Annotated in this window: 21 protein-coding genes; 14 read left to right on the top strand and 7 right to left on the bottom strand. The window is 71.1% G+C overall.

The genetic code is table 11. The annotated features are described in order from the left end of the window. Positions 1–142: 142 nt before the first annotated feature. Positions 143–664, bottom strand: a complete 522-nt coding sequence (locus ACFYX0_RS13880) for a hypothetical protein (protein WP_388970038.1) — start codon at positions 662–664, stop codon at positions 143–145. Positions 665–864: 200 nt separating this feature from the next. After that, a complete protein-coding gene (locus ACFYX0_RS13875) occupies positions 865–1,152 on the bottom strand; it encodes a hypothetical protein (RefSeq protein ID WP_388970036.1) in 288 nt (95 codons plus the stop codon). Between the two features lie 193 nt (positions 1,153–1,345). Here ACFYX0_RS13875 and ACFYX0_RS13870 point away from each other — a divergent pair, with 193 nt between their 5' ends. Continuing rightward, the gene (locus ACFYX0_RS13870) at positions 1,346–3,295 is read left to right on the top strand and encodes a YncE family protein (protein ID WP_388970034.1); all 1,950 of its coding nucleotides are present in this window, start codon (positions 1,346–1,348) and stop codon (positions 3,293–3,295) included. A gap of 315 nt (positions 3,296–3,610) precedes the next feature. Further along, a complete protein-coding gene (locus tag ACFYX0_RS13865) occupies positions 3,611–6,088 on the top strand; it encodes a SpoIIE family protein phosphatase (protein ID WP_388970032.1) in 2,478 nt (825 codons plus the stop codon). A 69-nt stretch (positions 6,089–6,157) separates the two neighbouring features. Here ACFYX0_RS13865 and ACFYX0_RS13860 read toward each other — a convergent pair whose 3' ends face one another. Next, positions 6,158–7,261, bottom strand: coding sequence for an acyltransferase family protein (locus ACFYX0_RS13860; RefSeq protein WP_388970030.1), 1,104 nt, complete (start codon positions 7,259–7,261; stop codon positions 6,158–6,160). A gap of 399 nt (positions 7,262–7,660) precedes the next feature. Here ACFYX0_RS13860 and ACFYX0_RS13855 point away from each other — a divergent pair, with 399 nt between their 5' ends. The 7 genes from ACFYX0_RS13855 (at position 7,661) to ACFYX0_RS13825 (ending at position 13,028) form a co-directional block, all read left to right on the top strand. Then, entirely contained in the window at positions 7,661–8,815 is a 1,155-nt protein-coding gene (locus ACFYX0_RS13855; RefSeq protein WP_388970028.1) for a SchA/CurD-like domain-containing protein, read from the top strand. Positions 8,816–8,880: 65 nt separating this feature from the next. Then, positions 8,881–9,342 carry a cupin domain-containing protein gene (locus tag ACFYX0_RS13850; protein WP_311694500.1) on the top strand — a complete coding sequence of 154 codons (462 nt, stop codon included), beginning with the start codon at positions 8,881–8,883 and terminating at the stop codon, positions 9,340–9,342. Further along, the gene (locus tag ACFYX0_RS13845; RefSeq protein WP_355923325.1) at positions 9,339–10,607 is read left to right on the top strand and encodes a beta-ketoacyl-[acyl-carrier-protein] synthase family protein; all 1,269 of its coding nucleotides are present in this window, start codon (positions 9,339–9,341) and stop codon (positions 10,605–10,607) included. The genes ACFYX0_RS13850 and ACFYX0_RS13845 overlap by 4 nt, the downstream gene beginning before the upstream one ends. Then, complete coding sequence (locus tag ACFYX0_RS13840; RefSeq protein WP_388970026.1) at positions 10,604–11,854, top strand: ketosynthase chain-length factor; 1,251 nt, start codon at positions 10,604–10,606, stop codon at positions 11,852–11,854. Before ACFYX0_RS13845 ends, ACFYX0_RS13840 begins: the two co-directional genes overlap by 4 nt. 82 nt (positions 11,855–11,936) lie before the next feature. Next, the gene (locus ACFYX0_RS13835; protein WP_311694503.1) at positions 11,937–12,194 is read left to right on the top strand and encodes an acyl carrier protein; all 258 of its coding nucleotides are present in this window, start codon (positions 11,937–11,939) and stop codon (positions 12,192–12,194) included. Between the two features lies 1 nt (position 12,195). Beyond that, positions 12,196–12,675, top strand: coding sequence for an SRPBCC family protein (locus ACFYX0_RS13830; protein WP_388970024.1), 480 nt, complete (start codon positions 12,196–12,198; stop codon positions 12,673–12,675). A gap of 20 nt (positions 12,676–12,695) precedes the next feature. Continuing rightward, on the top strand, positions 12,696–13,028 hold the full coding sequence (locus ACFYX0_RS13825; protein ID WP_355923331.1) for a TcmI family type II polyketide cyclase: 333 nt from the start codon (positions 12,696–12,698) through the stop codon (positions 13,026–13,028). A gap of 105 nt (positions 13,029–13,133) precedes the next feature. On the opposite strand, the gene ACFYX0_RS13820 is transcribed toward ACFYX0_RS13825, so the two are convergent. Further along, positions 13,134–14,162: a methyltransferase gene (locus ACFYX0_RS13820; protein WP_355923333.1), complete on the bottom strand. Its 1,029-nt coding sequence runs from the start codon at positions 14,160–14,162 to the stop codon at positions 13,134–13,136. Between the two features lie 298 nt (positions 14,163–14,460). On the opposite strand from ACFYX0_RS13820, the gene ACFYX0_RS13815 reads away from it, so the two are divergent. The 3 genes from ACFYX0_RS13815 (at position 14,461) to ACFYX0_RS13805 (ending at position 17,073) form a co-directional block, all read left to right on the top strand. After that, positions 14,461–15,087, top strand: coding sequence for a rhomboid-like protein (locus tag ACFYX0_RS13815; RefSeq protein WP_388970022.1), 627 nt, complete (start codon positions 14,461–14,463; stop codon positions 15,085–15,087). 10 nt (positions 15,088–15,097) lie between these two features. Next, entirely contained in the window at positions 15,098–16,504 is a 1,407-nt protein-coding gene (locus tag ACFYX0_RS13810) for an NAD(P)/FAD-dependent oxidoreductase (protein WP_388970020.1), read from the top strand. A 95-nt stretch (positions 16,505–16,599) separates the two neighbouring features. Then, entirely contained in the window at positions 16,600–17,073 is a 474-nt protein-coding gene (locus tag ACFYX0_RS13805) for a GNAT family N-acetyltransferase (protein ID WP_388970018.1), read from the top strand. An 18-nt stretch (positions 17,074–17,091) separates the two neighbouring features. Here ACFYX0_RS13805 and ACFYX0_RS13800 read toward each other — a convergent pair whose 3' ends face one another. Next, positions 17,092–17,766: a pentapeptide repeat-containing protein gene (locus ACFYX0_RS13800; RefSeq protein WP_355923340.1), complete on the bottom strand. Its 675-nt coding sequence runs from the start codon at positions 17,764–17,766 to the stop codon at positions 17,092–17,094. Between the two features lie 134 nt (positions 17,767–17,900). On the opposite strand from ACFYX0_RS13800, the gene ACFYX0_RS13795 reads away from it, so the two are divergent. After that, on the top strand, positions 17,901–19,409 hold the full coding sequence (locus tag ACFYX0_RS13795; RefSeq protein WP_388970016.1) for an MFS transporter: 1,509 nt from the start codon (positions 17,901–17,903) through the stop codon (positions 19,407–19,409). An 11-nt stretch (positions 19,410–19,420) separates the two neighbouring features. On the opposite strand, the gene ACFYX0_RS13790 is transcribed toward ACFYX0_RS13795, so the two are convergent. Further along, on the bottom strand, positions 19,421–19,921 hold the full coding sequence (locus ACFYX0_RS13790) for a hypothetical protein (RefSeq protein WP_311694512.1): 501 nt from the start codon (positions 19,919–19,921) through the stop codon (positions 19,421–19,423). 7 nt (positions 19,922–19,928) lie between these two features. Between ACFYX0_RS13790 and ACFYX0_RS13785 the strand changes: the two genes are divergently transcribed. Next, positions 19,929–21,386 (top strand): M1 family metallopeptidase, encoded by a 1,458-nt coding sequence (locus ACFYX0_RS13785; protein ID WP_388970064.1) that lies wholly within the window; start codon positions 19,929–19,931, stop codon positions 21,384–21,386. A gap of 23 nt (positions 21,387–21,409) precedes the next feature. On the opposite strand, the gene ACFYX0_RS13780 is transcribed toward ACFYX0_RS13785, so the two are convergent. Further along, on the bottom strand, positions 21,410–21,931 hold the full coding sequence (locus ACFYX0_RS13780) for a GNAT family N-acetyltransferase (RefSeq protein WP_388970014.1): 522 nt from the start codon (positions 21,929–21,931) through the stop codon (positions 21,410–21,412). Positions 21,932–21,963: the final 32 nt, after the last annotated feature.

Raw genomic sequence — 21,963 nt, 5'->3', positions numbered from 1 at the left:
GTCAGGGCCGGGCGGCGCCTTCGCTTCTCAATGCCTATGCCGGCGTGGGCGGACTTGCCAGGTCGGCCGCCATTCGCAAACGTACTCTTCCAAACTGGTGCTCCGGGGACGCAGCGGCGCTTGACCGCGTCATCGATCCGGCTCACCAGCCGCCGACACCCGCCAGCAGGCAGGCGAGCTGGTAACTGCCCAGCCCGGACGCGAGCGTTGCCGCGCCCACGGTCAAGAACCCGGCGAACGCATGCCCGACCTCGGGCGCGGATGACCGGGATTCCCGACCCAGGCGGGCTCGAGCACGCCTGCTCGCTTTGAGTGAAGCACGACCCGGTCGGGCATCGGCTGTCTCGACTGCTTCGCGGACGGCTCCGATGACCGCCTTGTCGCCGGAGTCGACGGCCAGGCGCACCCCGTGCTGGGCGCGCAAGCGCAACTCGTCCGTCGAGCCGCCGAATCGGCCGATCAGCTCGTAGCGGCGGACACTGGCGAGGGCACCGAGATCTATGCTGCGGACACCGGTGATAGTGCGGGCCGACAGCAGTTGCCTCTGCTGCCGCCTGCCGACGTGCGCTTTGCCGGCCAAGGCCCCGTACCAGAGCTGCAGTGCGAGCGGGCCCGTGATGACCCCCGCGCCGGTCGAGATGCCGGTATACGTCTCCTCCAACACATGCGTCCGGACCAGCGCGACATCGGCGATGACGACGGCCGCCCCCGACCACCCGGGTCGCTCTGCGGCTGGGCCAGCTCGGACACGGCGCCCTGGCCTGCTGCACGCGACAGCGGTGATCCCCCGGGTCTCTGCCACGGAGGATCACGTGGAACGGGTGAACGGAATCAGCCCCGCCCCGCTGTTCGCGCGGTCCCTGTTCAGAAGCCGCCGTTGAGGTCGTACCAGTTCTGGTGCAGCAGCCGGAACTTGGCGGAGGCGCCCTTGCCGTTGCCCGCGTACCGCCGTAGCTGGTTCGCCGTCGATCCGGCGTCGGGGTTCTCGTATCCGTCCTGAGTGGCGGCGACAGGGTCGAGCCGCCCGTCGCCGTCGACGTCACCGCCAAGGGGACGAACAGGAACCGGTCGGCTCCCACGCCCGCGCCGATTCTGCTCCCCTCTTGAGACCTCCGGTGCGCACGTCGTGGGCTCTTGAGCATGCGACCTCATACTCACCCAGGAGGCGAAAAGGGCAGGTGGGAAACCCGGGGTCGGTTGTCGTCACCGTGACGTAGACTCCGTCCCCGCAGCCCGAGGTGCGCGGTGCCCGCTACGCGGGGGCGGAGGTCTCCGCGCCCGACTGCCCTACCGCGCCGGGCCCCACCTGCTTTCCTGCTGTCCACCATTGGGAGGGCTCACACCTGTGCGTACGCGCAGCACATCCATAGCGACCGCCACCGCGGTCCTACTCGGTTCGGTAGTGCTCGGCTTCGGCGCCGCGGCACCCGCGTCGGCGACGTCGGCCTCTGCCGTCACCGTCACCTCGGACGGCGGCATCATTGCCGACGGCCCACTGAACCGGGTCTTCGTCGGCGACCACACCGCCGGCACCGTCTACGCCGCCGCCGAGAACGGCGCGAAACTCGGTTCACTCAACGGCATCCCTGGCGTCTCCGGCCTGGCCGTCTCCACCGACGGCTCGACCCTGTACGCCGCCGCGTCCACCTCGCACGAGATCGTGGCCATCGACGCGGCCACGCTCACCGTCAAGGCCCGCTACCCGATCGACACCGGCGAGGGTCCGACGTATGTGGCCTTCGCCGGGGGCAAGCTCTGGTTCAGCTACGGCAACCAGTGGAACGCCAGCCTGGGCTCCGTCGACTCCGCCGGCACCGTAACGCTGGGTCAAACCCCGCAGAACTTGCTCTGGAACCCGGAGGCGCTGAGCGCCAACCCGGCCGAGCCGAACCTGCTGACGGCCCTCACCCAGGGCTCGTCGCCGTGCACCGTGACCGTGTTCGACGTCTCCAGCGGAACGCCCCAGACCGTGTCCTCGGTGACCCCCTACAGCGGGCCCGTGGAGATCGCCAGTGACGTCGACCTCATCCCCGGCGGCGGGCTGTTGCTCGACGGCACCTACCGCATGAGCTACACCCAGAACAGCTGGACCGAGACCGGGGCGTACCCCAACACCGGTGCGGGGAACGGCGATGTCTCTCCCAGCGGCATGGTCGCCCAGGTTGCGGGCGGCACCGTGCGGATCTACCAGCCGAACGGCACCCAGCCGATCCACTCCTATGCCACCAACGCCCAGGCGGTCGACGTCGTCTGGGCACCGGACGACTCGCGGGTCTACGCCTTGGAGGGTGCCTACAGCAGCGGCAGCGGCTCGCCGACCAGCTACACCCTCAAGGTCCTCACCGACCCCACGCTCAACGTGCCGACGCTGTCGGTGAAGGCCCCCACCAGCGCGCCACGCGCCAAGAAGCTCACCGTCACCGGCAAGATCAGCGCGTCGGTGCCGCTCCCGGCCGGCGTCAAGTTGCAGGTCACCCGCACCGACCTGGACAGCCCCAGGGGCAAGGCGCTGGCCTCGGTCACCACCGGCTCCGGCGGCACGTACAGCCTCAACGACACCCCGCCGGCCGGCGGCACGGTGAACTACACGGTCTCGTACGCGGGTGACGCCAAGCACACCGCCGTCAGCACCTCGGCCAAGGTCGCGGTCTCCCGCACCACGCCCACGCTGACCGTCACCAACAACGGCAAGCAGTACAACTACGGCACGAAGGTCACCTACACGGTGCACCTCGGCTCGGAGTACAAGAACCGTACGGTGGCGATCTACGGCGACCCGTACGGCGCCGACGAGGCCAAGCGGCTGCTGAAAAGCGGCACGGTCAACTCCTCCGGCAACCTGTCGGTGTCGGTGACCATGTACCGCAACTGGACCTTCAGCACCGTCTACGCGGGCGACGACCGCACCGCGTCGAAGACAGTCACCACCCACGCGTACACCTACGCCCGGCTCTCGACGGCGCTCTCGAAGCAGTACAAGACTGCGAAGATCGGGTCCACCACCTACGCGTACTACCACAAGAACACCGCGCCGGTGCTCACCACCAGCATGAACTACTACAAGGGCCGCAAGGCGCGGCTCGACGTGCAGGTCTACTACGACGGCGCCTGGTACGCCTCCGACTCCGAGTACTTCGCGCTCTACTCCGACGGCAGTGTGTCGGTGAACCTGGGAGCCCCGGGCAAGTCCGGCCTCCGCGCCCGCATCCGCGCCGTCTACGTCCAGGGCGGCTCCGGCGACTCCGTGAACGCCACCACGTACGGCAGCTGGAAGTACATGGACTTCACCAACTGACGTACAACTGAAACGGAACGGCCTCCGGGCGGCGCATCACCGCGCCCGGGGGCCGTTCCGCATCGCGCGTCAGCGTCAACGGACACCAAGGCCAGCGGATCGGTCCAGTTGCCCACGTTGCTGCAGTCCGGCAGGCCACGGCCGCGGGAGAGCATGAAGCCAACCAAAGGGCCCAGAGTCCGGGGCGTTCGCCGTTCGCGGGTGGCCGTGATGCTGTCACAAAACGGACCTTTGCTCGGTCAGTGCTTCAAATGGGGTGAATCGCCTTCGATCCCCATGCCGCCCGTCTCCTAGCCGGCCGAGGACAGCAACTCAATGACCATGACCAGTCCCGTCGCGGTGACCCTGAGTGAGCCGTTGAACTCCACTGACGTATCCGACACCGCGATCGCCCTGCTCGACGACCGGGGCACGGTGGTCGGCTGGACACAGGCCGCCGAACAGGTCGTCGGACACTCCGCCGGGCAGGTGGTGGGCCGGACCGCCGACCTCGTACTGCCGTATTTCGTGGACGTGCCGACGACAGCCGCCTTCGTCGAACGGTGCCGCGCCCGGAACGGCTGGCCGGGCACGACGGAGGTGCTCCACCGCGACGGCCGGGTGCTCGACGTCAGCCTGCGGATCTCGATGCTGCGAGGGCAGGACGGAGCGGTGCAATGGCTCGCGTCCCTGGCCGACCCCGCCGCACTTCCCCGGGAAACGGTGGGCGAATCCGTGCGGGGGCCGCTGCTCACCCGTGTGCCGGTCGGCATCTCCGTCCGCGACCCGCAGCTGCGGTGCATCTGGTCGAACGACACGATGGAGACCCACGACGGCATTCCCCGCAACCGACGGCTCGGACGCCGGCTGACCGACGCGCATCCCGATGCCAAGGCCGAAGTGCTCGAGGCGGTGATGCGGCAGGTGCTTCAGAGCGGCACCACCAAGGTCCACGAGTACCGGACGTGGCTGCCGACGAGCCTGGGCCGGGAGCACCCGTTCGCGGTGTCGTTCCAGTGCCTCCAGGGCGCGGACGGCCAGGCGGTGGGGGTGTGCGTCATCAGCAGCGATGTCGTGGAGAGCCAACGGACGCGCGAGTGCCTCGCCGTCCTCGGCGAGGTCGGTGCGCGGCTGGGCAGCACCCTGGACGTGATGCAGGCCAGCCAGGAACTGGCCGACCTCGCGGTGCCCCGGCTCGCGGACTATGTCGCCGTGGACCTGGAGCAGTCGATCTCGTTCGGGGAGGGGCCCCCGGCCCGCATCGGTGTGGCGGGCAAGCGCCTCCCCGGCCTGCGGCGCGCCGGTCTGGCCTCGATCCGCAACGGGGTCTCGGAATCCCCCTGGATGCGCGGTGAGGTGGTCGTCGTGCCGCCCCTCTCGCCCCTCTCCGCCGTCCTGCGTGCCGGGACGTCCCGCCTGGAGCCGGTCCTGGGCACCGGTTCGGGCGGATGGATCGAGACGGTGCCGGAACTGGCGCGCCGGGCCCGCGAGACCGGCATGCACTCGATCATGCTCGTACCCATCCGCGCACGGCGCACCCTGCTGGGCGTGGCGGGGTTCGTCCGTACGACGAACCCCGTGCCGTTCCATGAGACCGACCTGCTCCTGGCCGAGGAACTCGTCGGACGCGCCGCGCAGTCGTTGGACAACGCCCGTCGGTACACGCGCAAGCACACCGCCGCCCTCACGCTGCAACGCAATCTGCTGCCCCGCCGGCTGATGGGCGGCACGGCGGGCGAGGTGGCGTCGCGCTATCTGCCCGCGGACGCGGACCGCTGTGTCGGCGGCGACTGGTTCGACGTGATCCCGCTGTCCGGCGCCCGGGTGGCGCTCGTCGTCGGCGACGTGGTCGGGCACGGTCTGCACGCCGCCGCGACCATGGGCAGGCTCCGCACCGCCGTCCACACCCTCGCCCACCTGGAGCTGCCCCCCGACGAACCGCTCACCCAGCTCGACGACACGGTCCAGCGACTGGCCGAGGAGGACTGCGACTTCCCGGAGCAGATCCCCGCGGTGGCGGGCGCCACCTGTCTGTACGCCGTCTACGACCCAGCCACCCGCAGGTGCACCATGGCATCGGCCGGGCACCCCCCGCCCGCGATCATCGACCCGCAGGGGCGGGTCACCTACCCCGACCTCCCCGCCGCAGCCCCCCTGGGGGTCGGTCTGGGGGACCCCTGCGAGTCCGTCGAACTGGAACTGGCCGAGGGGAGCGTCCTCGCCATGTACACCGACGGCCTGATCGAGACCCGCGACCACGACATCGAGGAGGGAATGCACCGCCTCGGGGCCGCCCTCGCACAGCCGGACGGATCCCTGGAGGGCCTCTGCGACCTCGCGACGGCGACCCTTCCGGACCAGGATCCGTACGACGACGTCACGCTCCTCCTCGTCCGGACCCGGTCTCTCAGCCCGGGCCAGATGGCCTCCTGGACCCTGCCCGATGACGCGTCCGTCGTCCGCAGCGCGCGTGACCTGGCGGAACGTCAGCTCGCGGAATGGGGCCTGCAAGGTCTTCAGGACGCCACGAAACTGATCGTCAGCGAACTCGTCACCAACGCCGTGCGCCACGGCACCGGCCCGATCGGGCTGCGGCTGATCCGGCACCGCTTCCTGACCTGCGAGGTTTCCGACACCGCCGTCCAGGGCCCGCATCCGCATCGCGCAGGCCCCACGGACGAGGAAGGGCGCGGCCTCTTCCTCGTCGCCAAGACGGCCCGCAGGTGGGGCTTTCGCGCGGTGCCGGACGGCAAGGTCGTCTGGGCCGAACAGGACCTCCCTCGTCCGCCCGTCCCCCGAGCGCTGCCTGCCTGAGGCGGGCCCATCGACTGCGCGGGGCGTCGTGCGCGGCCTCGGACCCCTCGTCCGGGGCGTTGGGGCATGTCAGTTCCGGCGGATCGCCGACAGCATGGACTGCCAGGACCGGTTCCGCTGGAAGGGCTTCTCGAAGATCTCGGAGAAGATCCAGGCAGCCAGGACCGACGTGGGCAGTGCCAGCGCCAGCGTCAACCAGAAGGTGGGCAGCCCGGGTGACACGTAGTGCGGGGCGATCTTCCGGACGACGGTCATGACGATGGGCAGATGGATGAGGTAGAGGCTGTAGGAAAAGCCGCCGAGGCTGCGCACGGGGCGCGTGGCCAGGAACCGCATGAGGGGGGCCGGCTCACCTGTCGCGACCGCGGCGATCAGCATCGTCATGGCGGGGACGACAGCGAGATCGACCCAGTAGTAGTGGTTCACCGTCCACGCCGGTCCCTCGGCGAGGATGAGTGACAGAGGCGGTACGGCGGCCAGCAGGGCCCCCCGGTGCCACGGCAGGCGCCGGATCCGTTCCGGTGCGACGACGACCCCCGCGCCGGCCAGACCGGCGACGAAGACCGGGGCGAGATTCGGAGTCAGCCAGTTCACGCCCTCGGCCGGGTCGGCGTGCGCCGCGGCCAGGCCGCGGACGACGGCGAGCAGCGCCACTCCCGTGACCAGGACCACCGCTCCCAGCCGCCGCCGGACCAGAAGGAGCAGCGGGAAGAAGAGGTACAGCTCCGCCTCCACGCCGATCGACCAGAAGGCCCCGTTCGGTGTCGGCGCCGTGATCACGTCCTGGAGCACGAGCCCGTACACCAGGATCGTTCCGCTGTTCGGCGGTCCGTAGTGCGAGGCCGCCACCACGAAATGAGCGACGAGCACGCTCAGTACGAGGGCCGCCCAGTACGGCGGAAGGATCCGCCAGGCGCGGCGGCGCAGAAAACGAGCGGCGCCGCCGAGTTGCCAGCCGTTGCGGGCCGGAGAGATCGCCAGCGAGAAACCGGACAGCACCAGGAAGAAGACGACTGCGAGGCGTCCGTACATCATCCAGCCGAGCCAGGCCGGACCCGAGTTGCCGGGGAACCCCGGAAAGGTCAGCAGCCAGCAGTGGAACAGGACGACATACAGTGCGGCCAGGCCGCGGAGGCCGTCCAGGCCCAGCACCTGGCCCGGGCCGCGCACCACATTCGGCGCGTCTCCTTCTCGCGCCGGGGCGGGCAACTCCAGAGCACTCCCGGTGGGAGGGTTCGACCCTAGGATCGCTCGCCCCTTTCCTCTGCCGTGCGGTCCCGGCTTCTCCCTGGTTCCGTGGGTGCAGTGCCACCCACGGTGACTGATACGTCGCAGATGGCCAGGAGGTTCAACGGGGAGCGCGGGACGTCCCCTCCTCGGCCGGAGCGGGACGCGTCGCGGTGTTCATGTCCTGCCGGGAGCGCCTCCGCATGGGTCGGCGGGCCCCATCACCCACGTGGTTCATACGAGTCGCGCGCCTTCTGACCCCGGCACAAGATCGAAGAACGCTGACGTCGCGTCACCCCGCGGCCGGCGTCGCCCTCTGCCCCCGCGTAAGGAGAAGTGCGCAGGATGACCACTACGTCTGAACGTATTTCAGCACCGGTGACGCGCAAGGCGTCGAGACGTGTGTCCCAGTCGGTCTTCGACGGCTCCCGCCTCAGGGTCGTACTGCTGGTGGACGTCTACGACGGAGCTCAGCAGCAGTTCCTGGAGGCGTACGAGCACCTGTGCAGTCAGGTCGCGTCCGTGCCCGGGCATGTCAGCGACCAGCTCTGCCAGTCCATCGAGAACCCCTCCCAATGGCTCATCACCAGTGAGTGGGAGAGCGCCCCGCCGTTCCTCGACTGGGTGAACAGCGAGGGGCATGTGCAGATGGTCCGGCCGCTGCACAGCTGTGTCCGGGACACCCGGTCGCTGCGCTTCCACATCGTCCGTGAGACCAGTGCGGCGGCCGCGGCCGACTCGGGTCCCCGCCAGCTGCAACTGGCGCCCCGGATCGGCGACGGAAGGATCCGTCATGCGATCACCTTCACCGTCAAACGCGGCAGCGAGGAGACCGTCGCCAGGATCCTCGCCGACTACGCCCCGCCGGAGGCGCAGGTCGACGAGAACACGCGGCTGTGCCGGACCACGCTGTTCATGCACGGCAACCGGGTCGTACGGGCCATCGAGGTGGAGGGCGACCTGCTCGCCGCGCTGCGTCACGTCGCCCGGCAGCCCCAGGTACGGGCCGTCGAGGAGGCCATCAACCCGTATCTGGAGGAGGAGCGGGATCTGACCGACGCCGAGGCCGCGCGGGTCTTCTTCACCCGTGCCGCCGTCCCCGCCGTCCACCATGTGACGGCGGACGAGGAGTGCCCGGAGGCGGTGCGCTACGCGCTGTACTACCCGGCCCGTCAGGGTCGCGGGATGGAGCTGGCCCGGCTGCTCGCGGAGCAGGACGAGGCGTCGGCGAACGACCCGAACTGCCCGGTGTGCCGCAGCACCGTCTTCCAGCGCGACGAGATCGTGGTGCGGCTGGTCGACGTACGGGGCGACCTGGACGGCGACCCGGTGCACTCCCTCGGCCGCGCCGACTCCGCGCGGGCGGCCGAACTGCTGTCGCTCCTCGACGGCGAGGCCGTGGGCGCGAACGGTTCGGCGCTGAAGAGCGGCGACGCCGCGCGCTTCCTCGAGCTCGCCCGCATGCAACTCGTCACCGACCGCCGGTCGGACCAGGCCTGACCGCCACCCGCGGGCCGTAGCGGCCGCGCCCCCCTGTCGACGCAGCACATCACCGGAGGAACGACGTGATCAAACCCCGGCCCCGGATCGTGAATCTCAGCGAGACCGAGCCCAACACCAAGCGCGGAGGCGATCTGCGCGCCATGCTCACCCCGGCCACGGTCGGCTCCACCAGCGGTTTCATGGGCGTGGCCATCGTGGCGCCCGGCGACCGCATCGGGGAGCACTACCACCCGTACTCCGAGGAGTTCGTCTACGTCATCTGCGGCCGCCTGGAGGTGGACCTGGACGGCGACCCCCAGCCGCTGCGGCCCGAGCAAGGGCTGCTGATTCCCGCCTACATGCGCCACCGCTTCCGCAACGTCGGTGACACGGAGGCCCGGCTCGTCTTCCATCTGGGTCCGCTGGCCCCGCGCCCGCAGCTGGGCCATGTGGACACCGAGGGCACCGACGCGGTTGCGGTCGCGGCGCCCTCGGCGGAGGCCGCCACCGTCCGGGCGGCCGAGCGAGACCAGGTCCGTTCATGACCCGGCGGGTGGCGGTCACCGGCATAGGCGTGGTGGCGCCGGGCGGCATCGGCGTCCCGGCGTTCTGGGACCTGCTCTCCAGCGGCCGTACCGCGACGCGGGGCATCACCTTCTTCGACCCGTCCAGTCTGCGTTCGCAGATCGCCGCCGAGTGCGACTTCGACCCGGCGGCTCATGGGCTGGACGCGGAGCAGGTGGCGCGCTGCGACCGGTACATCCAGTTCGCCCTGGCGGCCGGGGAGGAGGCGGTGCGTGACGCCGGCCTCGACACGGACCAGGAGAACCCCTGGCGGGTGGGGGTCTCCCTGGGCACCGCGGTCGGCGGCACCACCCGGCTGGAGCACGACTACGTCCTGGTCAGCAGCCACGGCGAGCGCTGGGACGTGGACCACCGGCAGGCGCAGCCGCATCTGCACCGCGCGTTCTCGCCGAGCACCCTCGCCTCGACGGTGGCGGAGCGCTTCGGGGCGCGCGGGCCGGTGCAGACCGTCTCCACGGGCTGCACCTCCGGGCTCGACGCGGTCGGCTACGCCCTGCACACCGTCCAGGAGGGACGGGCCGATGTGTGCATAGCCGGTGCCTCGGACTCGCCGATCTCGCCGATCACCATGGCGTGCTTCGACGCGATCAAGGCCACCTCCCCGAACAACGACGATCCCGCGCACGCCTCTCGTCCCTTCGACAACAACCGTGACGGGTTCGTCATGGGCGAGGGCGGCGCGGTGCTCGTCCTGGAGGAGCTGGAGCACGCCCGGGCCCGCGGGGCGCACGTGTACTGCGAGATCAGCGGCTATGCCACCTTCGGCAACGCCTACCACATGACCGGTCTGACCAGCGAGGGTCTGGAGATGGCGCGGGCGATCGACGAGGCGCTGGACCACGCGCGGCTCGACGGCTCGGCGATCGACTACGTCAACGCGCACGGCTCGGGCACCCGGCAGAACGACCGGCACGAGACCGCGGCGGTGAAGAAGGCCCTGGGGCACCACGCCTACGACATCCCCATGAGCTCCATCAAGTCGATGGTGGGGCACTCCCTGGGGGCGATCGGGGCGATCGAGGTGGTGGCCTGCGTGCTGGCCCTGGACCGACAGGTCGTACCGCCCACCGCCAACTACGAGACACCGGACCCCGAGTGCGATCTGGACTACGTGCCACGCGTGGCCCGCGAGCGCAGGCTGAACAACGTGCTCTCCGTGGGCAGCGGGTTCGGCGGGTTCCAGTCCGCGGTGATCCTGACCCGGCCGAGGGAGAGGACACGATGAGCGCACCGCATGGCAGGCGTGCCGGCGTCACCGGAATCGGCGTCGTCGCGCCCAACGGAACGAGCACCGACACCTTCTGGAAGGCCATCCAGGCGGGCGTCAGCGTCCTGGACCGGGTCACCCGGGAGGGGTGCGAGCATCTGCCGCTCCGGGTGGCGGGCGAGGTCCGGGGCTTCGAGCCGGCCGCGACGATCGAGGAGCGTTTCCTCGTCCAGACCGACCGGTTCACGCACTTCGCGATGGCCGCGGCCGATCTCGCGCTGGAGGACGCCCGGTTCGACCAGGCCGATCTGAGTGATTCCCCGTTCATCGCCGGGGTGGTCACCGCGGCCGGGTCCGGTGGCGGCGAGTTCGGGCAGCGGGAGCTGCAACGGCTGTGGGGGAAAGGCAGCCGTTTCGTCGGCCCCTACCAGTCCATCGCCTGGTTCTACGCCGCCAGCACCGGCCAGATCTCCATCCGCCGCGGGTTCAAGGGCCCCTGTTCGGTCGTCGCCGCCGACGAGGCAGGCGGTCTCGACGCTCTCGCGCACGCCGCGAGGGCGGTGGGTCGGGGCACCGATGTGATCGTGGCCGGTTCCACCGAGGCGCCGCTGGCGCCCTACTCGGGGGTCTGCCAGCTCGGGTACCCGGAGCTGAGCACGGCCTCCGACCCGGCCCGCGCCTACCGTCCCTTCACCGCCGACGCCTGCGGGTTCGTGCCGGCGGAGGGCGGCGCGATGCTGGTCGTGGAGGAGCTGGGCTCGGCCCGTGAGCGGGGCGTACCCGTGCGTGCCGTCGTCGCGGGACACGCGTCCACGTTCACCGGCGCCTCCTGCTGGGAGCAGTCCCGGGAGGGGCTCGCCCAGGCGATCCGCGGCGCCCTGGACGAGGCCGGCTGCGCCCCCGAGGAGATCGACGTGGTCTTCGCGGACGCCCTCGGCATCCCGGCGGCGGACCGGGCCGAGGCGCTGGCCATCGCCGACGTCCTGGGCGCGCACGGCAGCCGGGTGCCCGTCACCGCGCCGAAGACGGGCATCGGACGCGGCTACTGCGCGGCGCCCGTGCTGGACACGGCCGCGGCGGTGCTCGCGATGGAGCACGACCTGATCCCGCCCACCCCGCATGTCTTCGACCTCTGCCATGACCTCGACCTGGTGACCGTGCGCGCCCGTCCCGCCGAGCTGCGCACGGCGCTGATCCTCAGCCGGGGACTCATGGGTTCGAACTCGGCGCTCGTGCTGCGGCACAGCGCCTCCGACGCCTCCTAGGAGGTCCGCAGCCCACCACGACAACCCGCAGCAATCCCTGCGGAGACGTCAGCAGGAAGCATCAGCGAAGGAGAGAAAGCGCATGAGCGACCGCATCACCGTGGAAGAACTGGCCGAACTGATGAAGACGGCCGCCGGGGTCACCGTGGCCCCGCAGGACCTCGAACAGAGCTACGACTCGGGGTTCGAGGCCCTCGGCATCGACTCCCTCGGCCTGCTCGGCATCGTGGGGGAGCTGGAGAACCGGCACGGCACGCCGATGCCGCCCGACGCGGAACGCTGCAAGACCCCCCGCCAGTTCCTCGACCTCGTCAACACCACCCTCATGGCTGGAGCCTGACATGGCCGGACACACCGAGAACGCCATCACCATCGCCGCCCCGGTCGACCTCGTCTGGGACATGACCAACGACCTGGAGAACTGGCCCCGGCTGTTCAGCGAGTACGCCTCCTGCGAGGTTCTCGCGCGCGAGGGGAACCGGACGACCTTCCGGCTGACCATGCACCCCGACGAGAACGGCACGGTGTGGAGCTGGGTCTCGGAGCGGGAGACCGACCGTCCCACGCTCAGCGTCAAGGCCCGCCGCGTCGAGCCGGGCCCCTTCGCGTACATGAACATCCGCTGGCAGTACGAGGAGGTCACCGAGGGCACCCGGATGGTGTGGACGCAGGACTTCGAGATGAAGCCCGAGGCGCCGGTCGACGACGCCTGGATGACCGACAACATCAACCGCAACTCCAAGGTCCAGATGGCCCTGATCCGGGACCGGATCGAGCAGGTCGCCGCCGAGAACCGGCCCGCGCCGGCCCTCACCGACTGAGCCGGACGGAGAACAGGCCGATGCACCAAGCCCTGATCGTCGCCCGGATGGCCCCCGGCTCGGCCCCGGACATCGCCAAGGTGTTCGAGGACTCCGACCGGGGCGAGTTGCCGCATCTCGTCGGGGTCACCCGGCGCAGCCTCTTCCAGTTCGGCGATGTGTACATGCACCTGGTCGAGGCCGACCGGGACCCCGGTCCCGCCATCGCCAAGGTGGCCGGGCATCCGGAGTTCCGGGGCATCAGCGAGCGGCTCGCCGCGTACGTCAGCGCCTACGACCCCGCGACCTGGCGCTCGCCCAAGGACGCGATGGCGCGGCGTTTCTACCTCTGGGAGCGGGATGCCACCTCCTGAGCCGCCCATACGACCACCGGTCGCCGGCCCCGCGTGATGGACGCGGATCCGGCGACCGGTGCTGTGAGCGGTGTGCCCGCCGTGTGGTGTGCCCGCCGCGGCGGGTCAGGCGCGGACGGTGCAGTCGAACGCGTGCAGATAGGGGTTGACCGGGCGGACCTCCTCGATGACCAGCCCCGCGGCGGTCAGCCGGTCTACCATGCTCCGGGTGGTGTGCTTGGCGCCGCCCACGTTGAGGAGCAGCAGCAGGTCCATGGCGGTGCTGAACCGCATCGAGGGCGTGTCGTCGACGAGGTTCTCGATGACCACGACCCGCGCCTTCGGTCCGCCCGCCTCGACGACGTTGCGCAGCGTTCGCGCGGTGCTGTCGTCGTCCCACTCCAGGATGTTCTTGATGATGTAGACGTCGGCCCGGACCGGGATCGCCACCCGGCAGTCGCCGGGCACGATGGTCACCCGGTCGGCGAACTCCCCCTGCCCGCGCAGCCGGGGCACGGCGTTCGCCACCACGGGCGGCAGATCCAGCAAAGTGCCGTGCATCGAGGGGTACTTCTCCAGCAGGCTCGCCACCACATGTCCCTGGCCGCCGCCGATGTCCGCGACCGACGCACACCCCGTCAGGTCGAGGAACGCCGCGACGTCCCGGGCCGACTGCTCGCTGGAGGTGGTCATGGCCCGGTTGAAGACGTCGGCCGACTCCGGGGCGTCCTCGTGCAGATAGGTGAAGAACTCCTTGCCGTACAGGTCCTGGACGACGTTCCGGCCGGTGCGCACCGCCTCGTCCAGCCGCGGCCAGGCGGCCCAGGTCCAGGGCTCGGTGCACCACAGGGAGATGGAGCGCAGGCTGCCCGGGTCGTCCTCGCGCAGCAGCCGGGACATCTCGGTGTGCTCGAAGGTGCCGTCCTTGTGCTCGGTGAAGACGCCGTAGCAGCACAGGGCGCGCAGCAGCCGTCGCAGCGGGCGCGGTTCGGTCTTCACCGCGGCGGCGAGCTCCTCCGCGCTCATGGGGCTGTCCCCCAGCGCGTCGGCGACGCCCAGGCGGGCGGCGGCGCGGATCGCGGCGGCACAGGCCGCCCCGAACACGAGCTCCCTCAGCCGCATGGACGGCGGTGGGGCGGGGGTCGCGGTCGTCATGTGCCGTCCTTCCTCTCCGGGTCCGCCGGCGGGTGTCCCGACCCGACGAGCGCGGCCGGGCACGCCAGACCGGCGATATGGCGTTTCGTCATATTCTGTACGCTATGACCCCTTATGGAGGATAGAAAGCCGGGTCGGCCATCCGGTGGCGTGTCATGGTGAACGCGCGTGCGAGAGCGGGGGCGGTGGGCCCGCGCCGGCACGGGGGGCGGCCGGCTCGCCGGGCACGTCGATCGCGGGGCCGCCCATACTGGCGTATGTGGACCCGGTGATACGGCTGAGGCGTGGACTCGGAGCAGTGGCGGCATACGTCCGCAGTGCCCCGGGCACCTACCTCTGGCTGGCGGTCCTGTTCGTCACCACGGTCGCGCTGCACCACATGTCGCCGCGGGTCGAGGAGGACTTCCTGCGGCAGCGGTCCACCAACATCCACGAGCTGTCGTCCCACCCCGCCCGCGTGCTCATCACCAGCGCGATGTGGATAGACGGCGGCCACTGGCTGCCGTACGCCGTGCTCTACACCGCCTTCCACGCGCAGGCGGAGCGTTGGCTGGGCACCGCGCGCTGGCTGGCCGTGTGCGTCGCCGCGCATGTCCTGGCCACCCTCGCCAGCGAGGGAGCCCTGCTGCAGGCGATACGCCGGGGCGTCGCCCCGCTCTCCGCCGCCGACACCCTGGACATCGGGGTCAGCTACGCACTGGCCGGGGTCGTCGCGGTGCTCGTCTACCGGATCGCGGCGCCCTGGCGTTACGCCTATCTGGCGGTCGTCCTGACCGTGTACGCCGTCCCCTTCGTCCTCTCTCCCACCTTCACCGATTTCGGACATCTCATCTCGGTCCTGATCGGTCTCGGCTCTTATCCGCTGACCCGGAGCCGCGGAAAAGCATGGAATCCGAAGGAGACACTGGCCGCCCTCAGGAGTTAACGTCCGCCCCATGAACAGCGCAGCGAGCGGTGTCGTCAACGGCGGCATCTCCTTCTGGTACGCCGACGACGGCCTCCCTGCCCCGCGGGAGCCCCTGGCCGGGGACGCGACCGCCGATATCGTGATCGTGGGCGGCGGCTACACCGGTCTGTGGACCGCCTACTACCTGAAGAAGGCGGCCCCCTTCCTGCGCATCACGGTGCTGGAGCAGAGGTTCTGCGGCTACGGCGCCTCCGGGCGCAACGGGGGCTGGCTCTACAACGGCATCGCGGGCCGCGACCGGTATGCGCGACTGCACGGCCACGAGGCCGCCGTACGCCTGCAGAAGGCGATGAACGAGACCGTCGCCGAGGTCGTCCGGGCCGCCGAGGAGGAGGGGATCGACGCCGATGTGCGCGTCGGCGGCGTCCTGGAGGTCGCGTACACCCCCGCCCAGCTGGCCCGGCTGAAAGCGTTCCACGAGCACGAGCTGTCCTTCGGCGAGAAGGACCGCGAACTGTACGGCGCACGGGGGACCGCCGAACGGATCAGGGTCGCGCACGCGGTCGGCTCGTCCTGGACCCCGCACGGAGCGCGGCTGCAGCCGGTCAAGCTGGTCAAGGGCCTCGCGGCGGCCGTCGAGGCGCTCGGTGTGACGATCCACGAGGGCACGCCGGTCACCGAGATCCGCCCCAAGCACGCGGTGACGCCCTACGGCACGGTCCGCGCGCCCTATGTCCTGCGCTGCACCGAGGGGTTCACGGCGTCGCTGAAGGGACAGCGGCGCACCTGGCTCCCGATGAACTCCTCCATGATCGCGACCGAGCCGCTGACCGACGCCCAGTGGGCCGAGATCGGCTGGGAGGGGTGCGAGGCGCTCGGCGACATGGCGCACGCGTACATGTACGCGCAGCGCACCGCCGACGGCCGGATCGCGCTCGGCGGCCGCGGTGTGCCCTACCGCTTCGGCTCCCGCACCGACAACGACGGCCGTACGCAGCCCGCCACCGTCGAGGCGCTGCACGACATCCTTGTCCGCTTCTTCCCGTCGCTGGCCGGGGTGCGGGTGGCGCACGCCTGGTCGGGCGTGCTCGGGGTGCCGCGCGACTGGTGCGCCACGGTCACCCTGGACCGTGCGACGGGGCTCGGCTGGGCGGGCGGCTACGTCGGCTCGGGCGTCGCCACCGCCAACCTCGCCGCGCGGACCCTCCGCGACCTCGTCCAGCAGGACTCGGGCCAGGCCGGCGGGACCGATCTGACCGAGCTGCCGTGGGTGAACCACCGGGTCCGCAAATGGGAGCCGGAGCCGCTGCGCTGGCTCGGCGTGCACGGCATGTACACCACCTACCGAGCGGCAGACCGGCGTGAACTCACCGCTCCGGCCGCCGAGTCGTCGAAGCTGGCACAGTTCGCGGACCGGGTGGCCGGGCGGCACTGAACGACCTGCGAAATCCGCACCGACCGGCGCGGAAGGCGGGGACGGTGGGAGACGGCGCTTGCCGGATCCCGTCCCCGCCGTGTGACACTGCGCCCATGATCCGCACCGCCACCCCGGACGACATCCCCGTCCTGCACTTTCTGATCCGTGAACTGGCCGAGTACGAGAAGGCGCCCGACGAGGCCCGGGCGACCCAGGAGCAGCTGCGCGAGGCCCTGTTCGGCGACCGCCCGGCGGCGTACGCGCATGTCGCCGAGGAGGGCGGCGAGGTCGTCGGCTTCGCGCTGTGGTTCCTGAACTTCTCCACCTGGCGGGGCGTGCACGGGATCTATCTGGAGGACCTGTACGTACGTCCCGAGGCGCGGGGCGGCGGCCACGGCAAGGCGCTCCTGACGGAACTGGCCCGGATCTGCGTCGCCCGCGGCTATGAGCGCCTGGAGTGGTCGGTCCTGAACTGGAACCGCCCCGCCATCGACTTCTACGAGGCCCTGGGCGCCCGCCCGCAGGACGAGTGGACCGTGTACCGCCTGACGGACGGGGCCCTGGCCGACCTGGGGAAGCAGGTCTAGTCACCGGGCCCCGTGGGCTCAGGCGCCCTCGGCCACCCGGAGGCCCAACGCCGCCGCCAGCACGGGCGCCAGGTCCAGCAGCTGGGCATGGCTGATCACCGCGCCCGAGAGCCGGTCGGCCCCGCGGGTGATGTCCAGCTCCGCCGCACGGCGCAGATCCACGTCCACCAGGGTCGCCGCCGTGAGGTCGGCCCCCTTCAGCACGCAGTCCACGAACTCCACCCGCTCCAGCCGGGCGCCCCCGAAGTCCGGCTCGACCAGGACACAGCCCTCGAAGACGACGTCCTTGAGTCTCGCCCTGCGCAGATTCAGATAGTCGATCTTCCCGCCGCGCACCACCACCCGCTCCAGCACCGCGCCGTGCAGCTGCGTCCCGCCGAGCCGGGCGTCCACCAGCTCCACGTCGCGCAGGCTCGCCTCGGCGAGGTCCGTGCCCACGCCCCGTATCCCCGACAGGACGGAGTCCACCACGCGGGCGTGGTGCAACTGCGTCTCGTCCAGCGCGCAGCCCGTCAGCGCGCAGTCCAGGAACCGGGCACCCCCGCCGTCCTGTCCGGCGAGGTCCGTGTCCCGGAACTCCAGCCCGTCGTAGTCCCCGTCCGGCGTCAACTCGCCGTCCGTGAACGCCACCAGCTCCGGCAGCCGCACCTCCGGCCGCCGCGCCGGCTTCACCACCCGATCGTTCCGCACCATGCCCCCATGCTGCACCCCGCCACAGACAATCCCTCCCACCTGCGACGACACCCCCAAGGGCCAGCCCGGAGCGGCTTCGAGGGCGCGCGCAGGCCGAAGATGCGAGGCCTGCCGATCCATGGTCTTCTGACGGGGTGAGCGTCATCCCGAGGGGCGAGCCGGCGGGCCTCGACGACACGGATGACCCCCGCCGCTGGTGGGCCCTGGTGATCATCGCGCTCGCCCAGTTGATGGTGGTCCTGGACGCCACGATCGTGAACATCGCGATGCCGTCCGCCCAACGCGCGCTCGGCATCTCCGACGGCAACCGACAGTGGATGATCACCGCGTACACCGTGGCCTTCGGCGGGCTCCTCCTGCTCGGCGGCCGGATCGCGGACCTGGCGGGCCGCAGACGCACCTTCGTGGCCGGACTGGCCGGCTTCGCCGCGGCGTCCGCGCTGGGTGGCGCGGCCACCACGTCCGGCATGCTCTTCGGCGCCCGCGCGCTCCAGGGCGCCTTCGCCGCCGTACTGGCCCCGTCGGCGCTCAGCCTGCTCACGACCACGTTCACCCGTCCCGGGGAGCGCGGCAGGGCCTTCGGCGTCTACGGCGCGCTCGCGGGCAGCGGCTCGGCGATCGGGCTCCTGGCGGGCGGGCTGCTGACCGAGTATCTGAACTGGCGCTGGTGTCTGTACGTCAACGTGCCCATCGCGGTCTGCGCCGTCGTCGGCGGCCTGGTGCTGCTGCCCGCGGGGCCGCGCCACCCGGGCGCCCGGCTGGACGTCCCCGGCGCGCTGCTGGGCTGCGGGGGACTCGTCACGCTGGTCTACGGGTTCAGCGAGGCCGAGCCGCGGGGCTGGACCGACCCGCTGGTCCTCGCCCTGTTCGCGGCCGGCGCGGCGCTCCTCGGCGCGTTCGTGTGGTGGCAGGCCAGAGCGCCGCAGCCGCTGCTGCCCCTGCACATCGTCAGGGACCGCGACCGGGCGGGCTGCTTCGTGACGATGACCCTGGCCGTCATCGGCATGTTCGGGCTGTTCCTGTTCCTGACCTACTACTTGCAGGTCGTCCTCGGCTACTCGCCGCTGCGCACGGGCCTCGGCTATCTGCCGCTGACGGCGACGATCGTCGTGTGCTCGACGCAGATCTCGGCCCGTCTGCTGCCCCGGGTGGCACCGCGCCTGCTGATCGTGCCGGGCCTGCTGCTGGCGGCGGGCGGCATGGCGATCCTCACCCGGATCACCGTGGACTCGGACTACACGACCGCGATCCTGCCCGGACTGGTGCTGCTCGGACTCGGGATGGGCCTGACCTTCATGCCGGTCTTCGCGACCGCCACCGCCGATGTCGCGCCGCGCGACTCGGGGGTGACGTCGGCGACCGTCAACACCTCCCAGCAGGTGGGCGGTTCCATCGGTACCGCGCTGCTGAACACGATCGCCACGAGCAGTGCCACGGCGTACCTCGCCGCGCATCTGCCCGACCCCGCCCGGAGGCCGCTGGTCGTCCGCGAGGGCGTGGTCCACGGCTACACCGTCGCCATCTGGTGGGCGGCGGGCGTCATGCTGCTGGCGGGGCTGGTCGCGTGGGTGACCGTCAGGGCCGCGGCCCCGGCGCACGGGACCCGGGGGACGCCGCTGTCCAGGGACGTCCGGCGTCCGTAGCGCCCGGCGGCTCAGCCGAGGCGGGGGAAGCGGGACTGGAGGGTCCAGATCGCCGGGTTGTCCGCGAGGTCCTCGTGCAGGTCGGTGAGATCGGCGACGAGGTCGTGCAGGAAGTCCCGGGCCTCGCGCCGCAGTTCGGTGTGGGAGAAGGTCAGCGGGGGCTCGGACGCCGGGAGCCACTCCGCCTCGATGTCCACCCAGCCGAAGCGCCGCTCGAAGAGCAGCCGGTCGGTGGACTCGGTGAAGTCCAGCTCCGCCTGCTGCGGCCGGGCCGCGCGGCTGCCGAGCGGGTCCCGGTCGAGCAGTTCGACGATGTCGCACAGCGCCCACGCGAAGTCGAGCACCGGCACCCATCCCCAGGCTGTGGACAACTCCCGGTCCGCCTTGGTGTCGGCGAGATAGACGTCACCGCAGAACAGGTCGTGGCGCAGGGCGTGGACGTCCGCGCGGCGGTAGTCGGTCTGCGGGGGGTCGGGAAAGCGGTTGGAGAGGGCGTAGCCGATGTCGAGCACGGGGGCGATGGTGTCACGCCGTGGGCCGTCCCGCGCCCGGGGGCCGCCCCGTAAGATCGCGCGCGTGTCCCGGTTCATACGTCTTGTCCCCGCCGTGCTGCTGACCGTCACGCTCACGGCCTGCGGCGGCGGGGTGCACGGCACACCCGGCGGTCTCGGGCTGCACGACCCGTACTTCCCGCGTGCGGGCAACGGCGGGTACGACGTCACGCACTACGACCTGACCCTCGCCTACGACCCGGAGCACCGCCGGCTCACCGGCACGGCGGTGATCACGGCCCGCGCCACCGAGGACCTCTCCGCCTTCGACCTGGATCTCCAGGGGATGCACGTCGGCAGCGTCACCGTCGAGGGCCACGGCGCCCGCTGGAACCGCGCCGGACAGGAGCTGACCGTGCGCCCCCGTGACGACCTCGACCGGGGCGAGACGTTCCGCACGACGGTCCACTACTCCGGCACACCCGAGACCGTCACCGACCCGGACGGCTCCAAGGAGGGCTGGCTCAGGACCGACGACGGCGCCCTGGCGCTCGGCGAGCCGACGGGCTCGATGGCGTGGTTCCCCGGCGACGACCACCCGTCCGACAAGGCGACGTACGACATCGCGATCACCGTCCCCGAGGGGCTCCAGGCCGTTTCCAACGGCGAACCGGCGCGCGAGACCACCCGGGACGGCCGCACCACCTACGCCTGGCACACCTCCGAGCCGATGGCGACCTACGTCGCCACGGTGGCGATCGGGCACTTCACCGTCACCCGCTCCACCCTGAAGAACGGTCTGCCCGTGTATGTCGCCGTCGACCGGACGCAGACGGAGGCGAGCCGCGAGGTGTCGGCGCGGATACCGCAGATCATGGAGTGGGAGGAGGAGAACTTCGGTCCCTACCCCTTCTCCTCCGCCGGCGCGGTCGTCGCCCGTGAGGGCGCCGCGGGCTATGCCCTGGAGACCCAGAACCGCCCGGTCTTCCCCGGCGCGCCCGACACCGAGGCCCTCGTCCACGAGCTCGCCCACCAGTGGTACGGCGACTCCGTCACCCCGGAGAGCTGGCGGGACATGTGGCTCAACGAGGGGTTCGCGACCTACGCGGAGTGGCTGTGGCGCGAGGACCACGGCGGTGACACGGCCCAGCAGACCTTCGACTCGCTCTACCGGGGCGACTACTACGACGACGCGGACCAGGACAAGGCGATCTGGGCGTTCCCGCCCGCGAAGCCGTCGGGTGCCGCGCATGTCTCGGACAGCCCCGTCTACGAGCGGGGCGCGATGGTCCTGCAGAAGATCCGGCAGACCGTCGGCGACGACACCTTCTACGACATCATCCAGGGCTGGGCGGCGGCCCACCGTCACGGCAACGCGTCCACGGCCGACTTCACGGCGTACGTGGAGAAGAAGGCCCCGCACAAGGATTTCGCCCCCATCTGGCGGGACTGGCTGTACGGGGACGGGAAACCGCAGCATCCGTAGCGGCCGAACCCGGGCGGCCCGGTTCAGGCGGGCCGCAGCGCCTTGCGGAGCACGGTGCAGGGGCGGCCCTTCTGGAGGTCCGGGCGGTGCGCGACGGTCTCGTAGCCGAGCGACCTCCAGAAGGCGAGGCCACGGGTGTTGCCGTCCAGGACAGCGAGGCGTACGGCGGTCCGGCCCTCGGCGCGCAGGCGCTCCTCGACCAGCACGGCCAGGCGTCGGCCGTACCCCTGTCGCTGGAGGGCCGCGTCCACCATCAGCAGACCGATCCACGGGTCCGGGTCGGCCGGGTCGGGGTGGCGGGCCAGGGTGATCGCGATCCCCACCAGGCGCCCCTGGGCGCGGGCGAGCAGGACCTCCACGTCCGGGTTCGCCAACTCGTCGGCCAGTGCCGTCGCCACCTGTTCCGGGCGGATGTCGTCCGGGTCCGGGAAGTCGCCGCTGAGGGCGTGGTAGGCGCGGTGGGAGGCGTACAGCGCGGCGAGTTCGGTGAGCAGCGGGGCCGGGATGTCGTGGTCGGCGGAGAGGCGCAGGGGCTGGAGGATCACGGACGTCAACGTATCCCGCGCGGGTGTCCGGG

The organism is Streptomyces sp. NPDC002573, from assembly GCF_042889625.1.
GTDB classification, from domain to species: domain Bacteria; phylum Actinomycetota; class Actinomycetes; order Streptomycetales; family Streptomycetaceae; genus Streptomyces; species Streptomyces gibsoniae.
This window is presented reverse-complemented; position numbering and strand designations above follow the sequence as displayed.